Here is a 14,998-nt window from a genome sequence, read left to right on the forward strand (position 1 = left end):
CACTGCGATGTCGAACTTTTCGTACGATCCGTTCGACCCGGCCGTGATGGCCGACCCACTGCCGTACTACCAGGTACTGCGCGACGAGCATCCGGTCTACTTCCTGCCGCAGTGGGACACCTACGCGCTGTCCCGGTTCGCCGACATCTGGGAGGCGCTGCGGCTCACCGACGGCACCTTCGTGGCGTCGGAGAGCACGCTGCCGTCCGCGGCCGTGCTGGAACACCACAACACCGGCCCGGTCGACGATCCGCCGCTGCACCCCATGCCGTTTCACGCGAACTTCGATTCGCCCATCTACGAGAACGTGCGGCGCTGCACCTCGTCGCAGTTCCGGCCACGGTCGGCGGCCAAGCTCGGCGACCGGATCCGGACGCTGGCCAACGAACGACTCGACGAGTTGCTGCCTCGCGGCACCTTCGACCTGACCCAGGACTACGGAGGGCACGTCGCGGCCGCGATGGTGTGTGAGTTCGTCGGACTGCCAGTCGAACTGGCTCCCGAGGTGCTCGCCACCGTCAATGCGGGCAGTCTGGCGCAGCCGGGGGAGGGCGTCGAGGTCGCCAATTCCCGGCCGGGTTACCTGTCCTACCTCACACCGATCATCGAGCGGCGCCGGGTGGAAGGCGCCGACGGCAGTGTCCCGATCGCCGACAGTCTGATCAACTTCGTGCTGCCCGATGGCTCCGGTTTCAGTGACACCGAGGCCGCCACCCAGATGCTGGGCGTCTTCATCGGTGGCACCGAGACGGTCCCCAAGATCACCGCGACCGGTCTGTGGCAACTCGCCGAGCATCCCGATCAGCTCGCCGAGGTGCGCGCCGACCTGGACGGCAACGTGCCGATCGCGCGGGAGGAGATCCTGCGCTACACCGCGCCGGCCCAGTGGTTCGCCCGAACGGCCCGGCGCCCGTATGAGATTCACGGCACCACCATCAATCCCGGCCAGCGCATCATCGCGTTGATGGCCTCGGCGGCCCGCGACGAACGCGAGTACCCGGAGCCGGACGCGTTCATCTGGAACCGGCCGATCGAACGGCTGCTGTCCTTCGGGCACGGCCAGCATTTCTGCCTCGGTGTGCACGTGGCGCGACTGGAGGTGACCATCATGATCCAGGAATGGTTGAAACGGGTTCCCGAGTACCGCATCCGCACCGAGCGTGCGTCGCGGCCACCATCGAGTTTCCAGTGGGGTTGGAATAACATCCCGGTGGAGGTCTAGATGTGGAGTTACCGACTGGTCGCGCCGTTCACATTCGAGCGCGCCGACCTGCCCGAGCCCGATCCGCAGCGACTGGCCGACGGACAGGTGCTGCTGCGCTTCCTGGCCGCCGGGATCTGCGGTAGCGACCTGCCCGGTTTCCGGGGAGCGCAGGGGAAGCTGCCCGGCGACACCGGATGCTGCGCCGCCGAGATGGATGGCTTCCCGATCCACGAGATCGCCGGTGAGGTACTGGTCAGTGCCCACCCGGCGCACGCGGTGGGGGACCGGGTGGTCGGCTGGGCCTCCGGGTTCGACGGGCTGCAGGCCCAGGTGGTGGCAGACGGTGACGGATTGTCCCGGTACCGGCCAGATCTGACACCGCAGCACGCCATCGGGCTGCAACCGTTGGCCTGCGTGCTCTACGCCGTCGAGCAACTCGGCGACCTGACCGGCAAACGGGTCGCGGTCATCGGGCAGGGCTCGATCGGACTGCTGTTCTCCTACGTGGTCAAGGCCGCCGGCGCCGCCCACGTCACCGGTGTCGACCCGGTCGACCGCGAGACGCTCGGCCCGGCGTTCGGTGTCGACGAGGTGGTCCGCGCGACCAGCGATCGGTGGGTCCGCCACGTCACCGACAAGTTCGACGTCGTCGTCGAGACGGTCGGGCATCAGGTCGCCACCCTCAACCACGCTCTCGACGCCGCCGCGTTCGGCGCGACGGTGTTCTACTTCGGGGTGCCCGATGACGACAGCTACCCGATCAGCATGCGCACCATGCTGCGCAACAATCTGACCCTGAAATCCGGTGTGACGCTGGAACGCCGGCGGGTACTGGCCGCCGCCGACGCGTTCGCCGGCCGGCACCCGCAGCTGCTGCCCGACTACCTGACGCACTTCTTCGGCCCCGATGAGGCACAGGCCGCCTTCGAACAGGCCTGCCGGCCCGACCCGAAGCGGGTCAAGATCGCGATCGTCGCGTGAGCCGCCTGCAGGACGTGCTGGCGGCCAAGGAGCACATCTGGGGCGGCTGGGTGGTCGGGCCGACCATCATCGGGCCCGAGGAATTCGCCCAGGCCGGCTACGACTACGTCGGATTCGACGTCCAGCACGGCTATCTCGACGACGCCGACGTCGCGCTGTTGCTGCGCCGCCTCGAGCACGTGCCGATCGCCACGGCCGTGCGGTTGCCGTCGGCCGCCCCGGCGCCGATCGGCCGGGTGCTCGACGCGGGTGCCGACGCGGTGATCATCGCCATGGTCGAATCGGCGGACCAGGCCGCCACCGCGGTGGCCGCCACCCGCTACGCCCCGGCCGGTGTGCGCAGCTTCGGGCCGCTGCGGGCCTCCCTGGGCGTCGACACCGCCGCGCTGGAGGCCGCCGCCGACGTCTACGTGATGATCGAAACCGTGCGGGGGTTGGCCGCGCTCGACGAGATCTGCGCGGTGCCGGGCCTGACGGGTGTCTACGTCGGGCCCGCCGACCTGGCCATCTCCATGGGCCACCGGCTCGCCGACGCCTGGACCCACCCCGACGTGCACGCGGCGGTGGCAGAGATCCAGGACACCGCCGCCGCTGCCGGACTGGTCGCCGGTATCCACGCCGGAGCGGGCAAGCCCGGAAAGGCCATGGCCGAGCTCGGTTTCCGGATGATCACGCTGACATCGGAATCCCAGGCGCTGCGCCGCGGCGCAGCCGCACACCTGAGCGAGGCCCAGTCATGACCCCACCGGTGGCGCTGGTGACCGGAGCGGCCCGGGGACAAGGTGCGGCGATCGTCGCCCGGCTGCACGCCGACGGGTTCCGGGTGGCGGCCTGTGATCTGCTACTCGACGAATTGCGCAGCAGCACAGCAGCGTACGGTGGCAACGTCATCGCTCTGGAGCTCGATGTGACCTCCGAGGCGCAGTGGAACGCCGTCGTCGCCGCGACCGTCGAACGCTTCGGCGCGTTGAGCGCCCTGGTGAACAACGCCGGGGTACTGCACCGGGCCGCCCTCGCCGACGAGACCGCCGCCGGATTCGAAAACAGCTGGCGGGTCAACTGTCTCGGCCCGTTCCTCGGCATCCGGGCCGCGCTGCCGCACCTGACCGGCGCCAAAGGTGCCGCGATCGTCAACACCTGCAGCACCAGCGCGATCCGGCCGTTCCCGAATCATGCCGCCTACGGCTCGTCGAAGTGGGCGCTGCGCGGGCTCACCCAGGCCGTCGCGGTCGAACTCGCACCGACGGGTATTCGGGTCAACGCGGTGTTCCCCGGCCCGATCGCCACCCCCATGCTCGATGAACGCACCCAGGCCCGGCTGGCCGATACCTCCACCGCGGGTCGGCTGGGCACCCCGACCGAGGTGGCCGACGCCGTGGCGTTCCTGGTGTCGGCCCAGGCGTCGTTCATCACCGGTTCGGAGCTGGTGATCGATGGCGGCCAGATCCTGCGGATCGGTTGACCGGGATGGATATCATCCACCGGTTGGATCCGGCGCTACGGCACCTGGTCGCGGCCCGCACCGACCTGTCCGAAGAGCTGCTGCCGGCGGTGCGCGCCTTCCTGAATCAGCGCCGCGCCGACAGCGCCGCCCAACTGGACACCGCCGGCGTGGATATCGAGGACACGGTGGCCTGCGAGGAGGTGCCGGTGCGCATCTACCGGGGCGGCGCCCGGGGTGCGGTGGTCTACTGCCACAGCGGTGCGTTCGTGCTGGGAAATCTGGACACCGATCATCTGCAGTGCCTGGAGCTGGCGCGCCGCGCCGCCGTCACGGTAATCTCGGTGGACTACCGACTGGCCCCGGAGCATCCGTATCCGGCGGGGTTCGACGATGCGCTGGCGGTACTGCACTGGACGGCGGACAACGCAGCGCACTGGGGAGTGGCCACCGATCGGCTGGCGGTCGCGGGCAGCAGCGCCGGGGGAGCGCTGGCCGCCGGGCTGGCGCAATGCGCCGCCGCCGGGTCCGCGCCGCCGCTCCGATTCCAGTTGCTGCACCAACCGGTGCTCGATGACGGCCTTACCCCGTCCAAGCAGGAGTTCACCCATACGCCCGGATTCGACGGTCCGGCAGCGGAATTGATGTGGCGCCACTACCTGGCCGGTGAACGCCCCCCGGCCGGTGCGGTGCCTGCCCGGTCCACCGACCTGACCGGTCTGGCGCCGGCCTTCATCAGCTGCTCCGAGCTCGACCCGCTGCGCGATGAGGCCGTCGACTACGCACTGCGGCTGATGTGGGCGGGGGTGCCGACCGAACTGCACGTGGTCCCGGGCACCTGCCACGGATTCGACTCGCTGGTCCCGGGTTGGGAGCTCAGCAGGCAGATGCTCGACCGCCACGCCGCGGCACTGCGCCGCGCCCTGGCGCTCAGCTGAGCGCGTCGAGCTCGCGGGCCACCGCGGCGTGATAGGCGTCGATGTGGGACGGGTTGACGATCCGGAAGAACCCGTCACCCATCGGCGCATCGCGATACGCTTCGATGGTCATGGTCCGCGCGAACAGCGTGACGCCGGGATCGGGTCGGCTGAAGTGATATTCGATGGTCATCCGGCCCTCGAATCCGCCGTTGCCGTCGTAGTCGGTGCCGAGGCGGCCCACCGAACTGAACACCCACATCCGCGGCCGGGTGGCGATCGCCAGCTGCCAGGTGAACACCCTGTCCTCGGTGGGGTGGGCCTCCTGCCAGGTGTCACCGACTCTCAGCGGCAACGTCTCCCGCACACCGGTGATACGCGGTCCGCCCGGGTAGGTCTTGGCCCAGTTGGCCGGGTTGGTGACGAAATCGTAGATGGCTTCCGCGGATTGGGTGAACGCGGTTTCCGAACTGGTGGTGACGATGCCCAACAGGGTGCCTTTCTCGTGTGGTGAAAACTCAGGTGGCGCAACCGCAGTCGCCGTTGCCGCCAACGGGCAGCTCGGCGAGGATATCGGTGCGCGTGTCGTCGAAGCTGAGAAAGCCTTTGATGGCAACCGATTCCGGCAGGGTGTCGGCGTAGCTCCACGCCACATCGGCGAAGACCTGCTCGCCGACGACCGCCGACCAGTAGGTCGCGTAACCCTTGTAATTGCAGTAACTGGTGGTCTCGCTGCGGCGCAGCAGATCGGTGCGCACCGCGGCCGGATCGACGTACAGTCGTGGCGCCAGCGAGGTCTCGTACACGATCACGGTGTCGGTGGTGTCCACCAGCACGGTGCCGCCGACGCTGACCCGCAGACCCCGATTGGTGGGCAGACAGTCCACCCGGTGGTAGGGATTCGGCGGGTAGTGCACCAGGGTGCGCCCCTCCTCGATCCAGCTGTCCACGGCGTCCCAGGGCACCCGCACGTATCCCGGCTTCTCCGGTACCGCTTCGGTGGGCAGTCCGTCGATCTCGGCGACGGGAAAGGCATAGCTGAGCGGGTGGTCGCGGCGGTGCACCATCAGGGCGGTCTCGGTGTCGATCACCGTGCGTCCGTTGAGCACCGCCTGCACCCGACGGGGATGCGGTTCGATGAAGACGAGTTCGTCCGGTATCGAGGGAAAGAACCAGCCGGCGGGATCACGGCTCAGCGGCCCGCGTCCGGCGTAGAGCGTCATTCCGAGAGCTTTACAGATTCCCGATTAAATGTCACGCTGTGTGGCACGGCCCTGCCGACTCCGCCCAGTTCAGGTTTGCGAAGGAGACGTCCCGCGTGAAAGCCAACTCGATCCGGCCCGATGAGCGTCAGCTGTTCGGCGAGCGCCGAGGCGTGGGGGTGCGCGCATCGGCCACCACTCTGCTGTCCTACGACCTGACGGTGGTGACCACGGATGCGGCCGATGTGGTTGCCGGAGCGGGTGGCTGGCTCTATGACCGGGTCCGGGCGGGATGGAAAGTCAGTGTCGTCGTCCCGGCCTCCTGCGACGTGCGGCCGCTGGAGATTCTCGGCGTGTCCACCTATGTCGCCGGACGTGACGCCGAGGACCTGCCCGCCGAGCCCGCCGCCCTGGCCGTGCCCGCCCGGTTGTTCGAATCTGATCGTGGGCTGCGCCGCCATGTGACCGGCGCACTCAAGCGCGGCACCGCCGAAGTGACCATGTGGGGCGACTGCGCCACCGCCGATGTCGGCTACCGCGTCGATCGCACGCAGTACCGGCTCAGCCCCGCCGCACGGGCTTTCAAGACGCACGCACTGGCCGCGGCCGGAGTCACCACCGCCACGGTCGGCGCCGTCGAACAGTTCCACAGCTGCGCGCTCTGGTACCCGGCGGACGGACCGGATCTCACCGCCGTCCGCTAGTGGCGCAACGAAACAAAAAGATCCGCCCCGCAAACCTGTCCGAGGTTCCGGGGCGTTTCGGTGCGGTGCGGGCTAGCGGTACCAGCCCCGGCTACGCGCGATCCAGTCCCGCGCCACGATGCCGAGAATCATCACCGCGAAGACGATGAGGAAGATGTCCTCGACATGCCCGACGTGATTGCCGTGGGTCATGGCGACAAGTAGCAGCGCCGAGAAGATGCCGATGAGGTGCAGGACGCGCGGGTTCTCGGTGGACCAGCCCCATTTCGCCGACGGCACGTCTTCCACGTCGACGCCGTTGTAGCGCTCGACCTCGGTCTTGCCCACGGTTGCTCCTCACGCGAATGCCCGGATTACTGCGGCCATTCTGACATACCGCAGCGATATCGCCCGATGGGGCATGAGAACGGGCCGCCAGTGGGTACCTTGCGAGCGTGATGACCAGTTGGCGCAGGAAATCGGTCGAACAGTCGATCGCCGATACCGACGAACCGGGAACCCGGCTCCGCAAAGACCTGACATGGTGGGACCTCACCGTGTTCGGGGTGTCGGTCGTGGTGGGTGCGGGCATCTTCACGGTCACCGCGTCGACCGCCGCCAACATCACCGGGCCGGCGATATCCGTGTCGTTTCTGCTCGCCGCGGTCACCTGCGGGCTGGCCGCGCTCTGCTACGCCGAGTTCGCGTCCACGGTTCCGGTGGCCGGCAGCGCTTACACCTTCTCCTATGCCACCTTCGGCGAGTTCGTCGCCTGGATCATCGGCTGGGACCTGATCCTGGAATTCGCCATCGGTGCGGCCGTGGTCGCCAAGGGGTGGTCGAGTTATCTGGGCACGGTGTTCGGGTTCTCCGGCGGCATCGCCGAGGTCGGGCCGCTGAACGTCGACTGGGGCGCCCTGCTGATCGTCGCGGTGGTGGCCAGCCTGCTGGTCATGGGTACCAAGCTGTCCTCCCACGTCAGTCTGGTGATCACCGCGATCAAGGTCGCCGTCGTGCTGCTGGTGGTGATCGTCGGCGCCTTCTACATCAAGATGGCCAACTACGACCCGTTCATCCCGCCCGCCGAGTCCGGCACCGAGGCGACCGGCTCGGGCCTGGACCAGTCGGTCTTCTCCCTGCTGACGGGGGCGGCCGGCAGTCATTACGGTGTCTACGGTCTGCTGGCCGGGGCCTCCATCGTGTTCTTCGCGTTCATCGGCTTCGACGTGGTGGCCACCACCGCCGAGGAGACCAAGGACCCGCAGCGCGATGTCGCCAAGGGCATCCTGGCGTCGCTGGCCATCGTCACGGTGCTCTACGTGGCCGTCGCCATCGTCCTCGCGGGCATGGCCCCGTATCTGGAACTTCGAGAGGCCGGCGACGGACACCCCAACCTGGCGACCGCGTTCGAACTCAACGGGGTGGGCTGGGCCGCCAAGATGATCTCGATCGGTGCGCTGGCGGGCCTGACCACGGTGGTGATGGTGCTGATGCTGGGCCTGTCGCGGGTGCTGTTCGCGATGTCGCGGGACGGCTTGTTGCCGCGGCCGCTGGCACGCACCGGTGAGCACGGCACGCCGGTGCGCATCACCGTGCTGGTCGCGGTGCTGATCGCCATCGCGGCGTCGGTCTTCCCCGTGGGCAAGCTGGAGGAGATGGTCAACGTCGGCACACTGTTCGCCTTCGTGCTCGTCTCGGCCGGGGTGATCGTGCTGCGTCGTACGCGCCCCGACCTCAAACGCGGGTTCCGGGTGCCGTGGGTGCCGCTGCTGCCGATCGCCTCGATCGTGGCCTGCCTGTGGCTGATGCTGAATCTCACCGGCCTGACCTGGGTGCGGTTCGCCGCCTGGATGGCGCTGGGGGTGGTGGTCTACCTGTGCTACGGCAAGCGGCATTCGCTGCTCGGTAAGCGCGAGGCCGGCATCCCGCCGGGAGTCAACTGACGTGCAATTCTGGAGCGGGACACCGTTCATGCCCGCCCGGCAGGCGCTGAAACTGGCCCAGCTGCTCGACGAGGCCGAGTTCGACGGCGTGATCTGCGCGGACCACATGATCTACCCGAGGGAGCTGACGTCGCCCTATCCCTCCGAGAGCGGGAAACCGGGCTGGGCGCCCGACACCGCGTGGCCGGACTCCTGGGTGCTGATCGGGGCGATGGCGGCACTGACGACGAGGCTGCGCTTCTCCAACGCAATCTATGTGGCGCCCGCGCGGCCGCTGCTGGAGGTCGCCAAGGTGGTGGCGACGGCCGCGGAGGTATCCGCGGGCCGGGTGTCCCTCGGTGTCGGGGTGGGCTGGATGCGCGAGGAATACGAGCTGATGGGGCAGGACTTTTCGACCCGCGGCACGCGGCTCGACGAGATGATCCCGGCGCTTCGGGCACTGTGGCAGGGCGGCTGGGTGTCCTGGAGCGGCGAGCACTATCGGGTTCCGGAGTTGATGCTGGAGCCTCATCCGCCCGCGCCGGTGCCGATCCTGTGCGGTGGTGAGTCCGAGGCGGCGCTGCGCCGGGCCGCCCGGCTGTGCGACGGCTGGATCGGCACCGCCTACGTGCTGGAGCAAGCGGTGCGCCATGTCGATCGGCTCACCGCGTTGCGCCGCGAGTACGGGCGCGCCGACGAGCCCTTCGACGTGCTGCTCGCGCTGCTGGATCCGCCGTCGGTGGAGTTGTATCGGCGGGCCGAGGACGCCGGTATCACCGCCGTCATGGTTGCTCCATGGGCTGCTGCACATGCCGCCGAGGATCAGCGGAGCGCCACGCTGCGGTTCGCCGAGAAGATCATCAGCCGCTTCCGGTGACTCATCCGTAGGTAAACGAAAAAGCCTGCAGGCCCTCGCTGAACGACACGTCGACGGTGCCCGCGCCGTCGTTGTCGTCGGCGATGATCTGGCGCATGTTGGGCGGACCGCTGACCGCCAGCTCGGTGCTGACGCCGTCGCGGGTGACCCGCACGGTGCCGGTGCCGCCGACCACGAGATAGACGTTGCGGGCGTGGTAGTTCAGCTTGATCGCGGCACCGTCGGACTGAGCGGTGATCCCCTGGTAGTCCAGTGCCCACGGCCCGCGCAGGGCGAAGCGGTCCTCGGCCAATCGGGCGGGGAAGTCGTAGGTGTGGGTGCCCTCGTCGTACACGCCGGTACCGCCGTAGTTCACGACCTTGCCCACGCTGAAGTACGTCTCCGGGGTGGTGGGCGCCGTCGGGGTGCTGTCCGAGCGTTCGGTCGCGGCAGGCAGGGCCGCCTCGTCACCGTCGGTAAGCAGCTGCCGGATCAACCTTTCGGTGGTGGCGTAGTCGCCTTCGCCGAATTTGATGTGCCGCACCACGCCTTGCTTGTCGATCAGATAGTGCGCGGGCCAGTAGCGGTTGCGGTAGTTGGTCCACGTCGAGAACGCGTTGTCCATCGCGATGGGATAGGTGATGCCGAGGTCCTTCGCGCCGCTGACGACGTTGGCCTGGACCTTCTCGAACGCGTACTCGGGTGTGTGCACGCCGATCACCTCGAAACCGCGATCACGGTAGGCGTCGTACCAGTCGACCAGATGAGGTGTCGCCCGCTGGCAGTTGATGCAGGAGTACGCCCAGAAGTCGATCAGGACGACCTTGCCGCGCAGGGACTTCAGGTCGACGGGTGCACCGCCGGGGGTGTTGAGCCACGTGGTGATGCCCCTGATATCCGGTGCGGTTCCGCAGCTTTCCAGTTCGGGTGCGCCGTTGGTGCAGTTCGAGAGCTCGGCGTTCTGCTCGTTGACCAGACCACCCAGGTTGAGCTGTTCGCGCAGCGTCTCCTCGCCCCCCACCTGCTCCTGCAGGGCGGCGGTGTAGTCGGGGATCGCGCGCTGCAGCACCGCGGGCAGGTTGAACACCAGCGCCACCGCCAGCAGGATCGTGACCACGCCTGCGAACAACCGGATTTCGCGCTGCCGGCGGCGGAACGCGGCGACTCGTTCGGCCACCCGCCGCCCGGCCAGGGCGAAGAACAGCAGTGGCAGGGCCGCCCCGACCGCGAAGGCCAGGGTCAAGGCGATGATGTCGGCCCCGATCGTGCCCGTGGCACCGGCGACCACGATCGCGGCCAGTACCGGACCGGCACACGGCACGTACAGCACGCCCAACGCCAACCCGAGGCCGAAACCTCCGTTACCGGAGCCGAACTGCTTCTGGGGCAACCGGGAGAACGGTTTCTCCAACAGCGCCTCGAACTGCGGGAAGATCAGGCCGAGGCCGATCGCGACGAGTGCCACCAGTGCCACCCAGCGGATGGTGTCCTGGGGCAGGTGCACCCATGACAGCAGGGCCGAACCGACGAGGGTGACGGTGCTGAAGCTCAGCACCAGGCCGGCGATCACGAGGTAGGGCCGCAGTCGCGATGACAGCGCGGGTGCGGTAACCACGGCGCCGGGCTCGGCGGCTGCGGGGCTCCCGGCCTGGGTACCGGAGAAGAAGATCACCGGCAGCACCGGCAGGATGCACGGTGAGATACCGGTGATGAGACCGCCGAGGAAGCCGATCGCGATCAGAGTCGTCATGTGAGTTATTCGTCACCACAACGCTTTTGGATGGCAGACCAACGAACCAGCCCGGCCGTGGAAACGGCCGGGCTGGTGTCGACGGAGGGCGATCACATGGGGGGCATCAGCACCGTGTCGATGAGGTAGACGGTGGCGTTGGCGGTCTGCACGCCACCGCACACCACTGACGCGTCGTTGACCTTGAGATTGGCGGGCATACCCATCATGGCCGCGTGGGTGACGTTCACCTCGGCGCCCTGCATGGTCTTGTGCATGCCGACGACCTGCTCGGGGCTGGCCTGTCCCTCGACCACGTGATAGGTCAGGATGCTGGTCAGCAGAGCCGAATCCGTCTTCAGCGTCTCGATGGTGGCCGGGTCGATCTTCGCGAACGCCTCGTCGGTGGGCGCGAACACCGTCAGCGACGGCGCGGCGTTGAGCGTGTCGACCAGGTTGACGTTGGGGTTCAGTTGACCGGAAAGGGCCTGGGTCAGCGTCTTGAGCATCGGGTTGTTCGATGCCGCGACGGCGACCGGATCCATGGCCATACCGGTCACCGAGGCCGGGCCCTCCGGGTTCTGTGCGGCGTAGGCGGCGCAGCCGGGGCCGACGAGTTCGGCGTTCGCGACGCCGGTCGAGGCGAACAGGAGGCCGGAGGCGGCCGCCGCGGCACATGCGACGCCGGCGATCTTCTGGGTGTTCATCGAGAAATTCATCGAGGTGATCCTTCTTTGATCGTCGTGGCTTCTGGTTGGGGAGGGAGGGGTTCCGATGAGGCGGGGCAGCCAGGTCGGGGAAAAGGCTGCCCCGCCGGCTCATCGGGTCACCCGGGCAGTGCGGCTCAGGCTGCCGGGGGCATCAGCACCGTGTCGATCATGTAGACGGTGGCGTTGGCGGTCTGCACGCCACCGCACACCAGGCCGGCGTCGTTGACCTTGAGGTCGTCACCGGCGCCGGTGACGGTCACCGACTCGCCCTGCACGGTCTCGTGGTCACCGGCCACCTGGTCGGGGCTCGCCTGGCCCGGCACCACGTGGTAGGTCAGGATCGAGGTCAGCAGCTCGGAGTCGGTCTTCAGCGTCTCGATGGTGGCCGGGTCGATCTTGGCGAACGCGTCATCGGTCGGTGCGAAGACGGTGAACTCGCCGCCGTTGAGGGTGTCGACCAGGTTGACGTCGGGGTTCAGCTGGCCGGACAGGGCCTGCGTCAGCGTCGTGAGCACGGGGTTGTTGGATGCGGCGACGGTGACCGGATCTGCGGCCATGCCGGTGACCGAGCCGGGGCCGGTCGGCACCTGCTCGGCGTAGGCGGCGCATCCGGTACCGATCAACGCGCCTGCGGGCGCGGCTGCAGCGGAGCTCGTGGTCTCCGGCGCCATCGACGAGGTCATGGAGGAGACCGACGAGCTGGCCTCGCTGGCACTGCTTTCGGTGGACGAACTTCCGCCCGAACAGGCGGACAGCCCCAGCGCTGCCACCGCGGCGAACCCGACAACGGCGATCCGATTGGGTGTGAGAGTCATATGGCTCAACTTCCTTGTTGGCGGGCCGGCCCAATGCCATGCCCGTTTCGCCTTACACACCTCATTCGGCGCAACCGTGCGTCCGGATGGGTCCGGCCGCAAAAAGGGGCACAATGAACCGGTGAGTTCTCCCGCCGCACGCTGTCGCGTCCTGATCCTGGGCAGCACCGGTTCCATCGGCACCCAGGCGCTCGAGGTCATCGCCGCCAACCCGGACCGGTTCGAACTGGTCGGGCTGGCCGCCGGAGGCGGCAACCCCGATGTGCTTGCCGCGCAGCGGGCGCAGACCGGGGTGACGAACATCGCCGTCGCCGACCCGCGGGCCGCCGACCAGCTCGGCGATGTACCCCATATCGGAGAGCAGGCGGCCACCCGCATCGTCGAGGAGACCGAGGCCGATGTGGTGCTCAACGCGCTGGTCGGTGCGCTCGGACTCAAGCCGACGCTGGCCGCGCTGCACAGCGGCGCCCGATTGGCGCTGGCGAACAAGGAGTCACTGGTCGCGGGCGGGCCGCTGGTGCTCAGGGCCGCCGCGCCCGGGCAGATCGTGCCGGTCGACTCCGAACATTCGGCGCTGGCGCAGTGTCTGCGGTCGGGCAGCGCCGATGAGGTCGCCCGGCTGGTGCTGACCGCCTCGGGAGGGCCGTTCCGGGGCTGGGCCGCCGCGGACCTGGAGGCCGTCACCCCCGACCAGGCCGGCGCGCATCCGACCTGGTCGATGGGCCCGATGAACACTCTGAACTCGGCGTCGCTGGTCAACAAGGGACTTGAGCTCATCGAGACGCATCTGCTGTTCGGTATCGACTACGACCGCATCGACGTGGTCGTGCACCCCCAGTCGATCGTGCACTCCATGGTGACCTTCACCGATGGTTCGACCATCGCGCAGGCCAGCCCGCCCGATATGCGGCTGCCCATCGCGCTGGCGCTGGGCTGGCCGCAACGGGTGCCCGGCGCCGCCACGGCCTGTGACTGGACGACGGCGTCGACCTGGACATTCGAGCCGCTGGACGACGCGGTGTTCCCGGCGGTGAACCTCGCCCGCGAGGCCGGCCGGCGGGGCGGCAGCCTGACCGCCGTCTACAACGCCGCCAACGAAGAGGCTGCCGAGGCGTTCCTGGCGGGCCGGCTGAAGTTCCCGGCGATCGTGCGCACCATCGCCGATGTGCTGCACGCCGCAGATCAATGGGCGGCCGAACCCGCTACCGTGGAAGAAATACTTGACGCGCAGGACTGGGCCCGCGACCGGGCCCGCAGTGCCGTTGACCGGGAGGTAGTAGCAAGCCGATGATGTTCGCGTTCGGCATCGTGGCGTTCGCGCTGGCCATCCTGGTATCGGTGGCTCTGCACGAATGCGGCCACATGTGGGTGGCCAGGGCCACCGGAATGAAGGTGCGTCGCTATTTCGTGGGCTTCGGGCCCACGCTGTGGTCGACGCATCGGCCCAACAAGCTCGGCAGCACCGAGTACGGCGTCAAGGCGGTCCCACTGGGCGGTTTCTGCGATATCGCGGGGATGACCTCGGTGGAGGAGATGGCACCCGAGGACCGCCCTTACGCGATGTACAAGCAGAAGGTGTGGAAGCGCGTCGCGGTGCTGTTCGCCGGTCCGGCGATGAACTTCATCATCGGGCTGGTCCTCATCTACTCCATCGCCATCATCTGGGGCCTGCCCAACCTGCATCCGCCGACCACCGCGATCGTCGGTGAAACCGCTTGTGTGGCACCGCAGGTCGCCAAGGGCGGGGAGGATCCCTACGGTCCGTGCCCGCAGCCCGGGCCGGGTCCTGCCGCGCTGGCCGGCATCCAGGGCGGTGACACGATCGTCAAGGTCGGCGACACCGATGTGGCGACGTTCGCCGATATGGCGGCCGCCATCCGCCAGCTCGACGGGCCCGTGCAGGTCGTCTACGAGCGTGACGGACAGCGGCTGTCCACCGTCGTGGACGTCGCGCAGACCCAGCGCTTCACCTCGACCGAGGCCGAGACCCCCGAAACCGTGGGCGCCATCGGCGTCAGCGCCGCGCTGCCCCCAGGTCCCACCCACTACAACCCGCTGTCGGCGATCCCGGCCACCTTCGCGTTCACCGGGGATCTCGCCGTCGAACTCGGCAAGGCGCTGGCCAAGATCCCCACCAAGATCGGTGCCCTGGTGGACGCCATCGGCGGCGGCGAACGCGACCCGGAGACGCCGATCTCGGTGGTGGGCGCCTCGATCATCGGTGGCGACACCGTCGATCACGGGCTGTGGGTGGCGTTCTGGTTCTTCCTCGCGCAACTCAACTTCGTCCTGGGTGCGATCAACCTGATCCCGCTGTTGCCGTTCGACGGCGGCCACATCGCGATCGCCACGTACGAAAAGATCCGCAATATGATTCGGGCGGCCCGTGGCAAAGTCGCCGCGGGGCCGGTCAACTATCTCAAGCTGATGCCCGCCACCTATGTCGTGCTGGTGTTCGTGGTCGGCTACATGTTGTTGACCGTGACCGCGGACCTGGTCAATCCCATCCGACTTTTCCAGTAGATCTGCACAGCCAGT

The 14,998-nt window shown here is 68.2% G+C and carries 16 protein-coding genes; 10 read left to right on the forward strand and 6 right to left on the reverse strand.

Features of this window, described 5'->3' with window-relative positions; genetic code table 11:
• The first annotated feature begins 7 nt into the window (after nucleotides 1-7).
• The 5 genes from C6A86_RS10845 to C6A86_RS10865 are packed head-to-tail and all read left to right on the forward strand — an operon-like array spanning nucleotide 8 to nucleotide 4,564.
• Nucleotides 8-1,222, forward strand: coding sequence for a cytochrome P450 (locus tag C6A86_RS10845; protein WP_105366615.1), 1,215 nt, complete (start codon nucleotides 8-10; stop codon nucleotides 1,220-1,222).
• Entirely contained in the window at nucleotides 1,223-2,185 is a 963-nt protein-coding gene (locus C6A86_RS10850; protein ID WP_105366572.1) for a zinc-binding dehydrogenase, read from the forward strand.
• Nucleotides 2,182-2,925, forward strand: a complete 744-nt coding sequence (locus tag C6A86_RS10855) for an HpcH/HpaI aldolase/citrate lyase family protein (RefSeq protein WP_105366573.1) — start codon at nucleotides 2,182-2,184, stop codon at nucleotides 2,923-2,925. The genes C6A86_RS10850 and C6A86_RS10855 overlap by 4 nt, the downstream gene beginning before the upstream one ends.
• Nucleotides 2,922-3,647, forward strand: coding sequence for an SDR family NAD(P)-dependent oxidoreductase (locus tag C6A86_RS10860; RefSeq protein ID WP_105366574.1), 726 nt, complete (start codon nucleotides 2,922-2,924; stop codon nucleotides 3,645-3,647). Before C6A86_RS10855 ends, C6A86_RS10860 begins: the two co-directional genes overlap by 4 nt.
• 5 nt (nucleotides 3,648-3,652) lie before the next feature.
• A complete protein-coding gene (locus tag C6A86_RS10865; protein WP_199196461.1) occupies nucleotides 3,653-4,564 on the forward strand; it encodes an alpha/beta hydrolase in 912 nt (303 codons plus the stop codon).
• On the opposite strand, the gene C6A86_RS10870 is transcribed toward C6A86_RS10865, so the two are convergent.
• Together C6A86_RS10870 and C6A86_RS10875 are read right to left on the reverse strand one after the other, a co-directional pair.
• Nucleotides 4,557-5,033 (reverse strand): polyketide cyclase, encoded by a 477-nt coding sequence (locus C6A86_RS10870; RefSeq protein ID WP_105366576.1) that lies wholly within the window; start codon nucleotides 5,031-5,033, stop codon nucleotides 4,557-4,559. The two genes, C6A86_RS10865 and C6A86_RS10870, sit on opposite strands and share 8 nt — an antisense overlap.
• 28 nt (nucleotides 5,034-5,061) lie before the next feature.
• Nucleotides 5,062-5,766: a DUF427 domain-containing protein gene (locus C6A86_RS10875; RefSeq protein ID WP_105366577.1), complete on the reverse strand. Its 705-nt coding sequence runs from the start codon at nucleotides 5,764-5,766 to the stop codon at nucleotides 5,062-5,064.
• Between the two features lie 95 nt (nucleotides 5,767-5,861).
• Here C6A86_RS10875 and C6A86_RS10880 point away from each other — a divergent pair, with 95 nt between their 5' ends.
• Nucleotides 5,862-6,449, forward strand: a complete 588-nt coding sequence (locus C6A86_RS10880) for a hypothetical protein (RefSeq protein WP_233213283.1) — start codon at nucleotides 5,862-5,864, stop codon at nucleotides 6,447-6,449.
• Between the two features lie 72 nt (nucleotides 6,450-6,521).
• On the opposite strand, the gene C6A86_RS10885 is transcribed toward C6A86_RS10880, so the two are convergent.
• Complete coding sequence (locus tag C6A86_RS10885; protein ID WP_105366578.1) at nucleotides 6,522-6,776, reverse strand: DUF2631 domain-containing protein; 255 nt, start codon at nucleotides 6,774-6,776, stop codon at nucleotides 6,522-6,524.
• 110 nt (nucleotides 6,777-6,886) lie between these two features.
• On the opposite strand from C6A86_RS10885, the gene C6A86_RS10890 reads away from it, so the two are divergent.
• Together C6A86_RS10890 and C6A86_RS10895 are read left to right on the forward strand one after the other, a co-directional pair.
• Nucleotides 6,887-8,371, forward strand: coding sequence for an amino acid permease (locus tag C6A86_RS10890; protein WP_105366579.1), 1,485 nt, complete (start codon nucleotides 6,887-6,889; stop codon nucleotides 8,369-8,371).
• A 1-nt stretch (nucleotide 8,372) separates the two neighbouring features.
• Nucleotides 8,373-9,227: a TIGR03619 family F420-dependent LLM class oxidoreductase gene (locus tag C6A86_RS10895; RefSeq protein WP_105366580.1), complete on the forward strand. Its 855-nt coding sequence runs from the start codon at nucleotides 8,373-8,375 to the stop codon at nucleotides 9,225-9,227.
• 1 nt (nucleotide 9,228) lies between these two features.
• On the opposite strand, the gene C6A86_RS10900 is transcribed toward C6A86_RS10895, so the two are convergent.
• The 3 genes from C6A86_RS10900 to C6A86_RS10910 all read right to left on the reverse strand — a co-directional run bounded on the left by C6A86_RS10900 (nucleotide 9,229) and on the right by C6A86_RS10910 (nucleotide 12,460).
• A complete protein-coding gene (locus C6A86_RS10900; protein WP_105366581.1) occupies nucleotides 9,229-10,956 on the reverse strand; it encodes a cytochrome c biogenesis protein DipZ in 1,728 nt (575 codons plus the stop codon).
• A 92-nt stretch (nucleotides 10,957-11,048) separates the two neighbouring features.
• Entirely contained in the window at nucleotides 11,049-11,654 is a 606-nt protein-coding gene (locus C6A86_RS10905) for a fasciclin domain-containing protein (protein ID WP_199196462.1), read from the reverse strand.
• Nucleotides 11,655-11,779: 125 nt separating this feature from the next.
• A complete protein-coding gene (locus tag C6A86_RS10910; protein ID WP_105366582.1) occupies nucleotides 11,780-12,460 on the reverse strand; it encodes a fasciclin domain-containing protein in 681 nt (226 codons plus the stop codon).
• Nucleotides 12,461-12,581: 121 nt separating this feature from the next.
• Between C6A86_RS10910 and dxr the strand changes: the two genes are divergently transcribed.
• Both dxr and C6A86_RS10920 read left to right on the forward strand, forming a co-directional pair.
• Entirely contained in the window at nucleotides 12,582-13,751 is a 1,170-nt protein-coding gene (dxr, locus tag C6A86_RS10915; RefSeq protein WP_105366583.1) for a 1-deoxy-D-xylulose-5-phosphate reductoisomerase, read from the forward strand.
• Entirely contained in the window at nucleotides 13,748-14,983 is a 1,236-nt protein-coding gene (locus C6A86_RS10920) for an RIP metalloprotease (RefSeq protein ID WP_105366584.1), read from the forward strand. The genes dxr and C6A86_RS10920 overlap by 4 nt, the downstream gene beginning before the upstream one ends.
• Nucleotides 14,984-14,998 lie beyond the last annotated feature (15 nt).

Origin of the sequence: Mycobacterium sp. ITM-2016-00316 (genome assembly GCF_002968335.2) — a bacterium.
In the GTDB taxonomy this organism is placed as follows: domain Bacteria; phylum Actinomycetota; class Actinomycetes; order Mycobacteriales; family Mycobacteriaceae; genus Mycobacterium.

Excerpts from the sequence above, each read along its gene's own strand:
- C6A86_RS10845 (WP_105366615.1), top strand. The coding sequence starts at position 8 with ATGTCGAACTTTTCGTACGATCCGTTCGACCCGGCCGTGATGGCCGAC.
- C6A86_RS10850 (WP_105366572.1), top strand. The coding sequence starts at position 1,223 with ATGTGGAGTTACCGACTGGTCGCGCCGTTCACATTCGAGCGCGCCGAC.
- C6A86_RS10860 (WP_105366574.1), top strand. The coding sequence starts at position 2,922 with ATGACCCCACCGGTGGCGCTGGTGACCGGAGCGGCCCGGGGACAAGGT.
- C6A86_RS10865 (WP_199196461.1), top strand. The coding sequence starts at position 3,653 with ATGGATATCATCCACCGGTTGGATCCGGCGCTACGGCACCTGGTCGCG.
- C6A86_RS10875 (WP_105366577.1), bottom strand. The coding sequence starts at position 5,766 with ATGACGCTCTACGCCGGACGCGGGCCGCTGAGCCGTGATCCCGCCGGC.
- C6A86_RS10890 (WP_105366579.1), top strand. The coding sequence starts at position 6,887 with ATGACCAGTTGGCGCAGGAAATCGGTCGAACAGTCGATCGCCGATACC.
- C6A86_RS10900 (WP_105366581.1), bottom strand. The coding sequence starts at position 10,956 with ATGACGACTCTGATCGCGATCGGCTTCCTCGGCGGTCTCATCACCGGT.
- C6A86_RS10905 (WP_199196462.1), bottom strand. The coding sequence starts at position 11,654 with ATGAATTTCTCGATGAACACCCAGAAGATCGCCGGCGTCGCATGTGCC.
- C6A86_RS10910 (WP_105366582.1), bottom strand. The coding sequence starts at position 12,460 with ATGACTCTCACACCCAATCGGATCGCCGTTGTCGGGTTCGCCGCGGTG.
- C6A86_RS10920 (WP_105366584.1), top strand. The coding sequence starts at position 13,748 with ATGATGTTCGCGTTCGGCATCGTGGCGTTCGCGCTGGCCATCCTGGTA.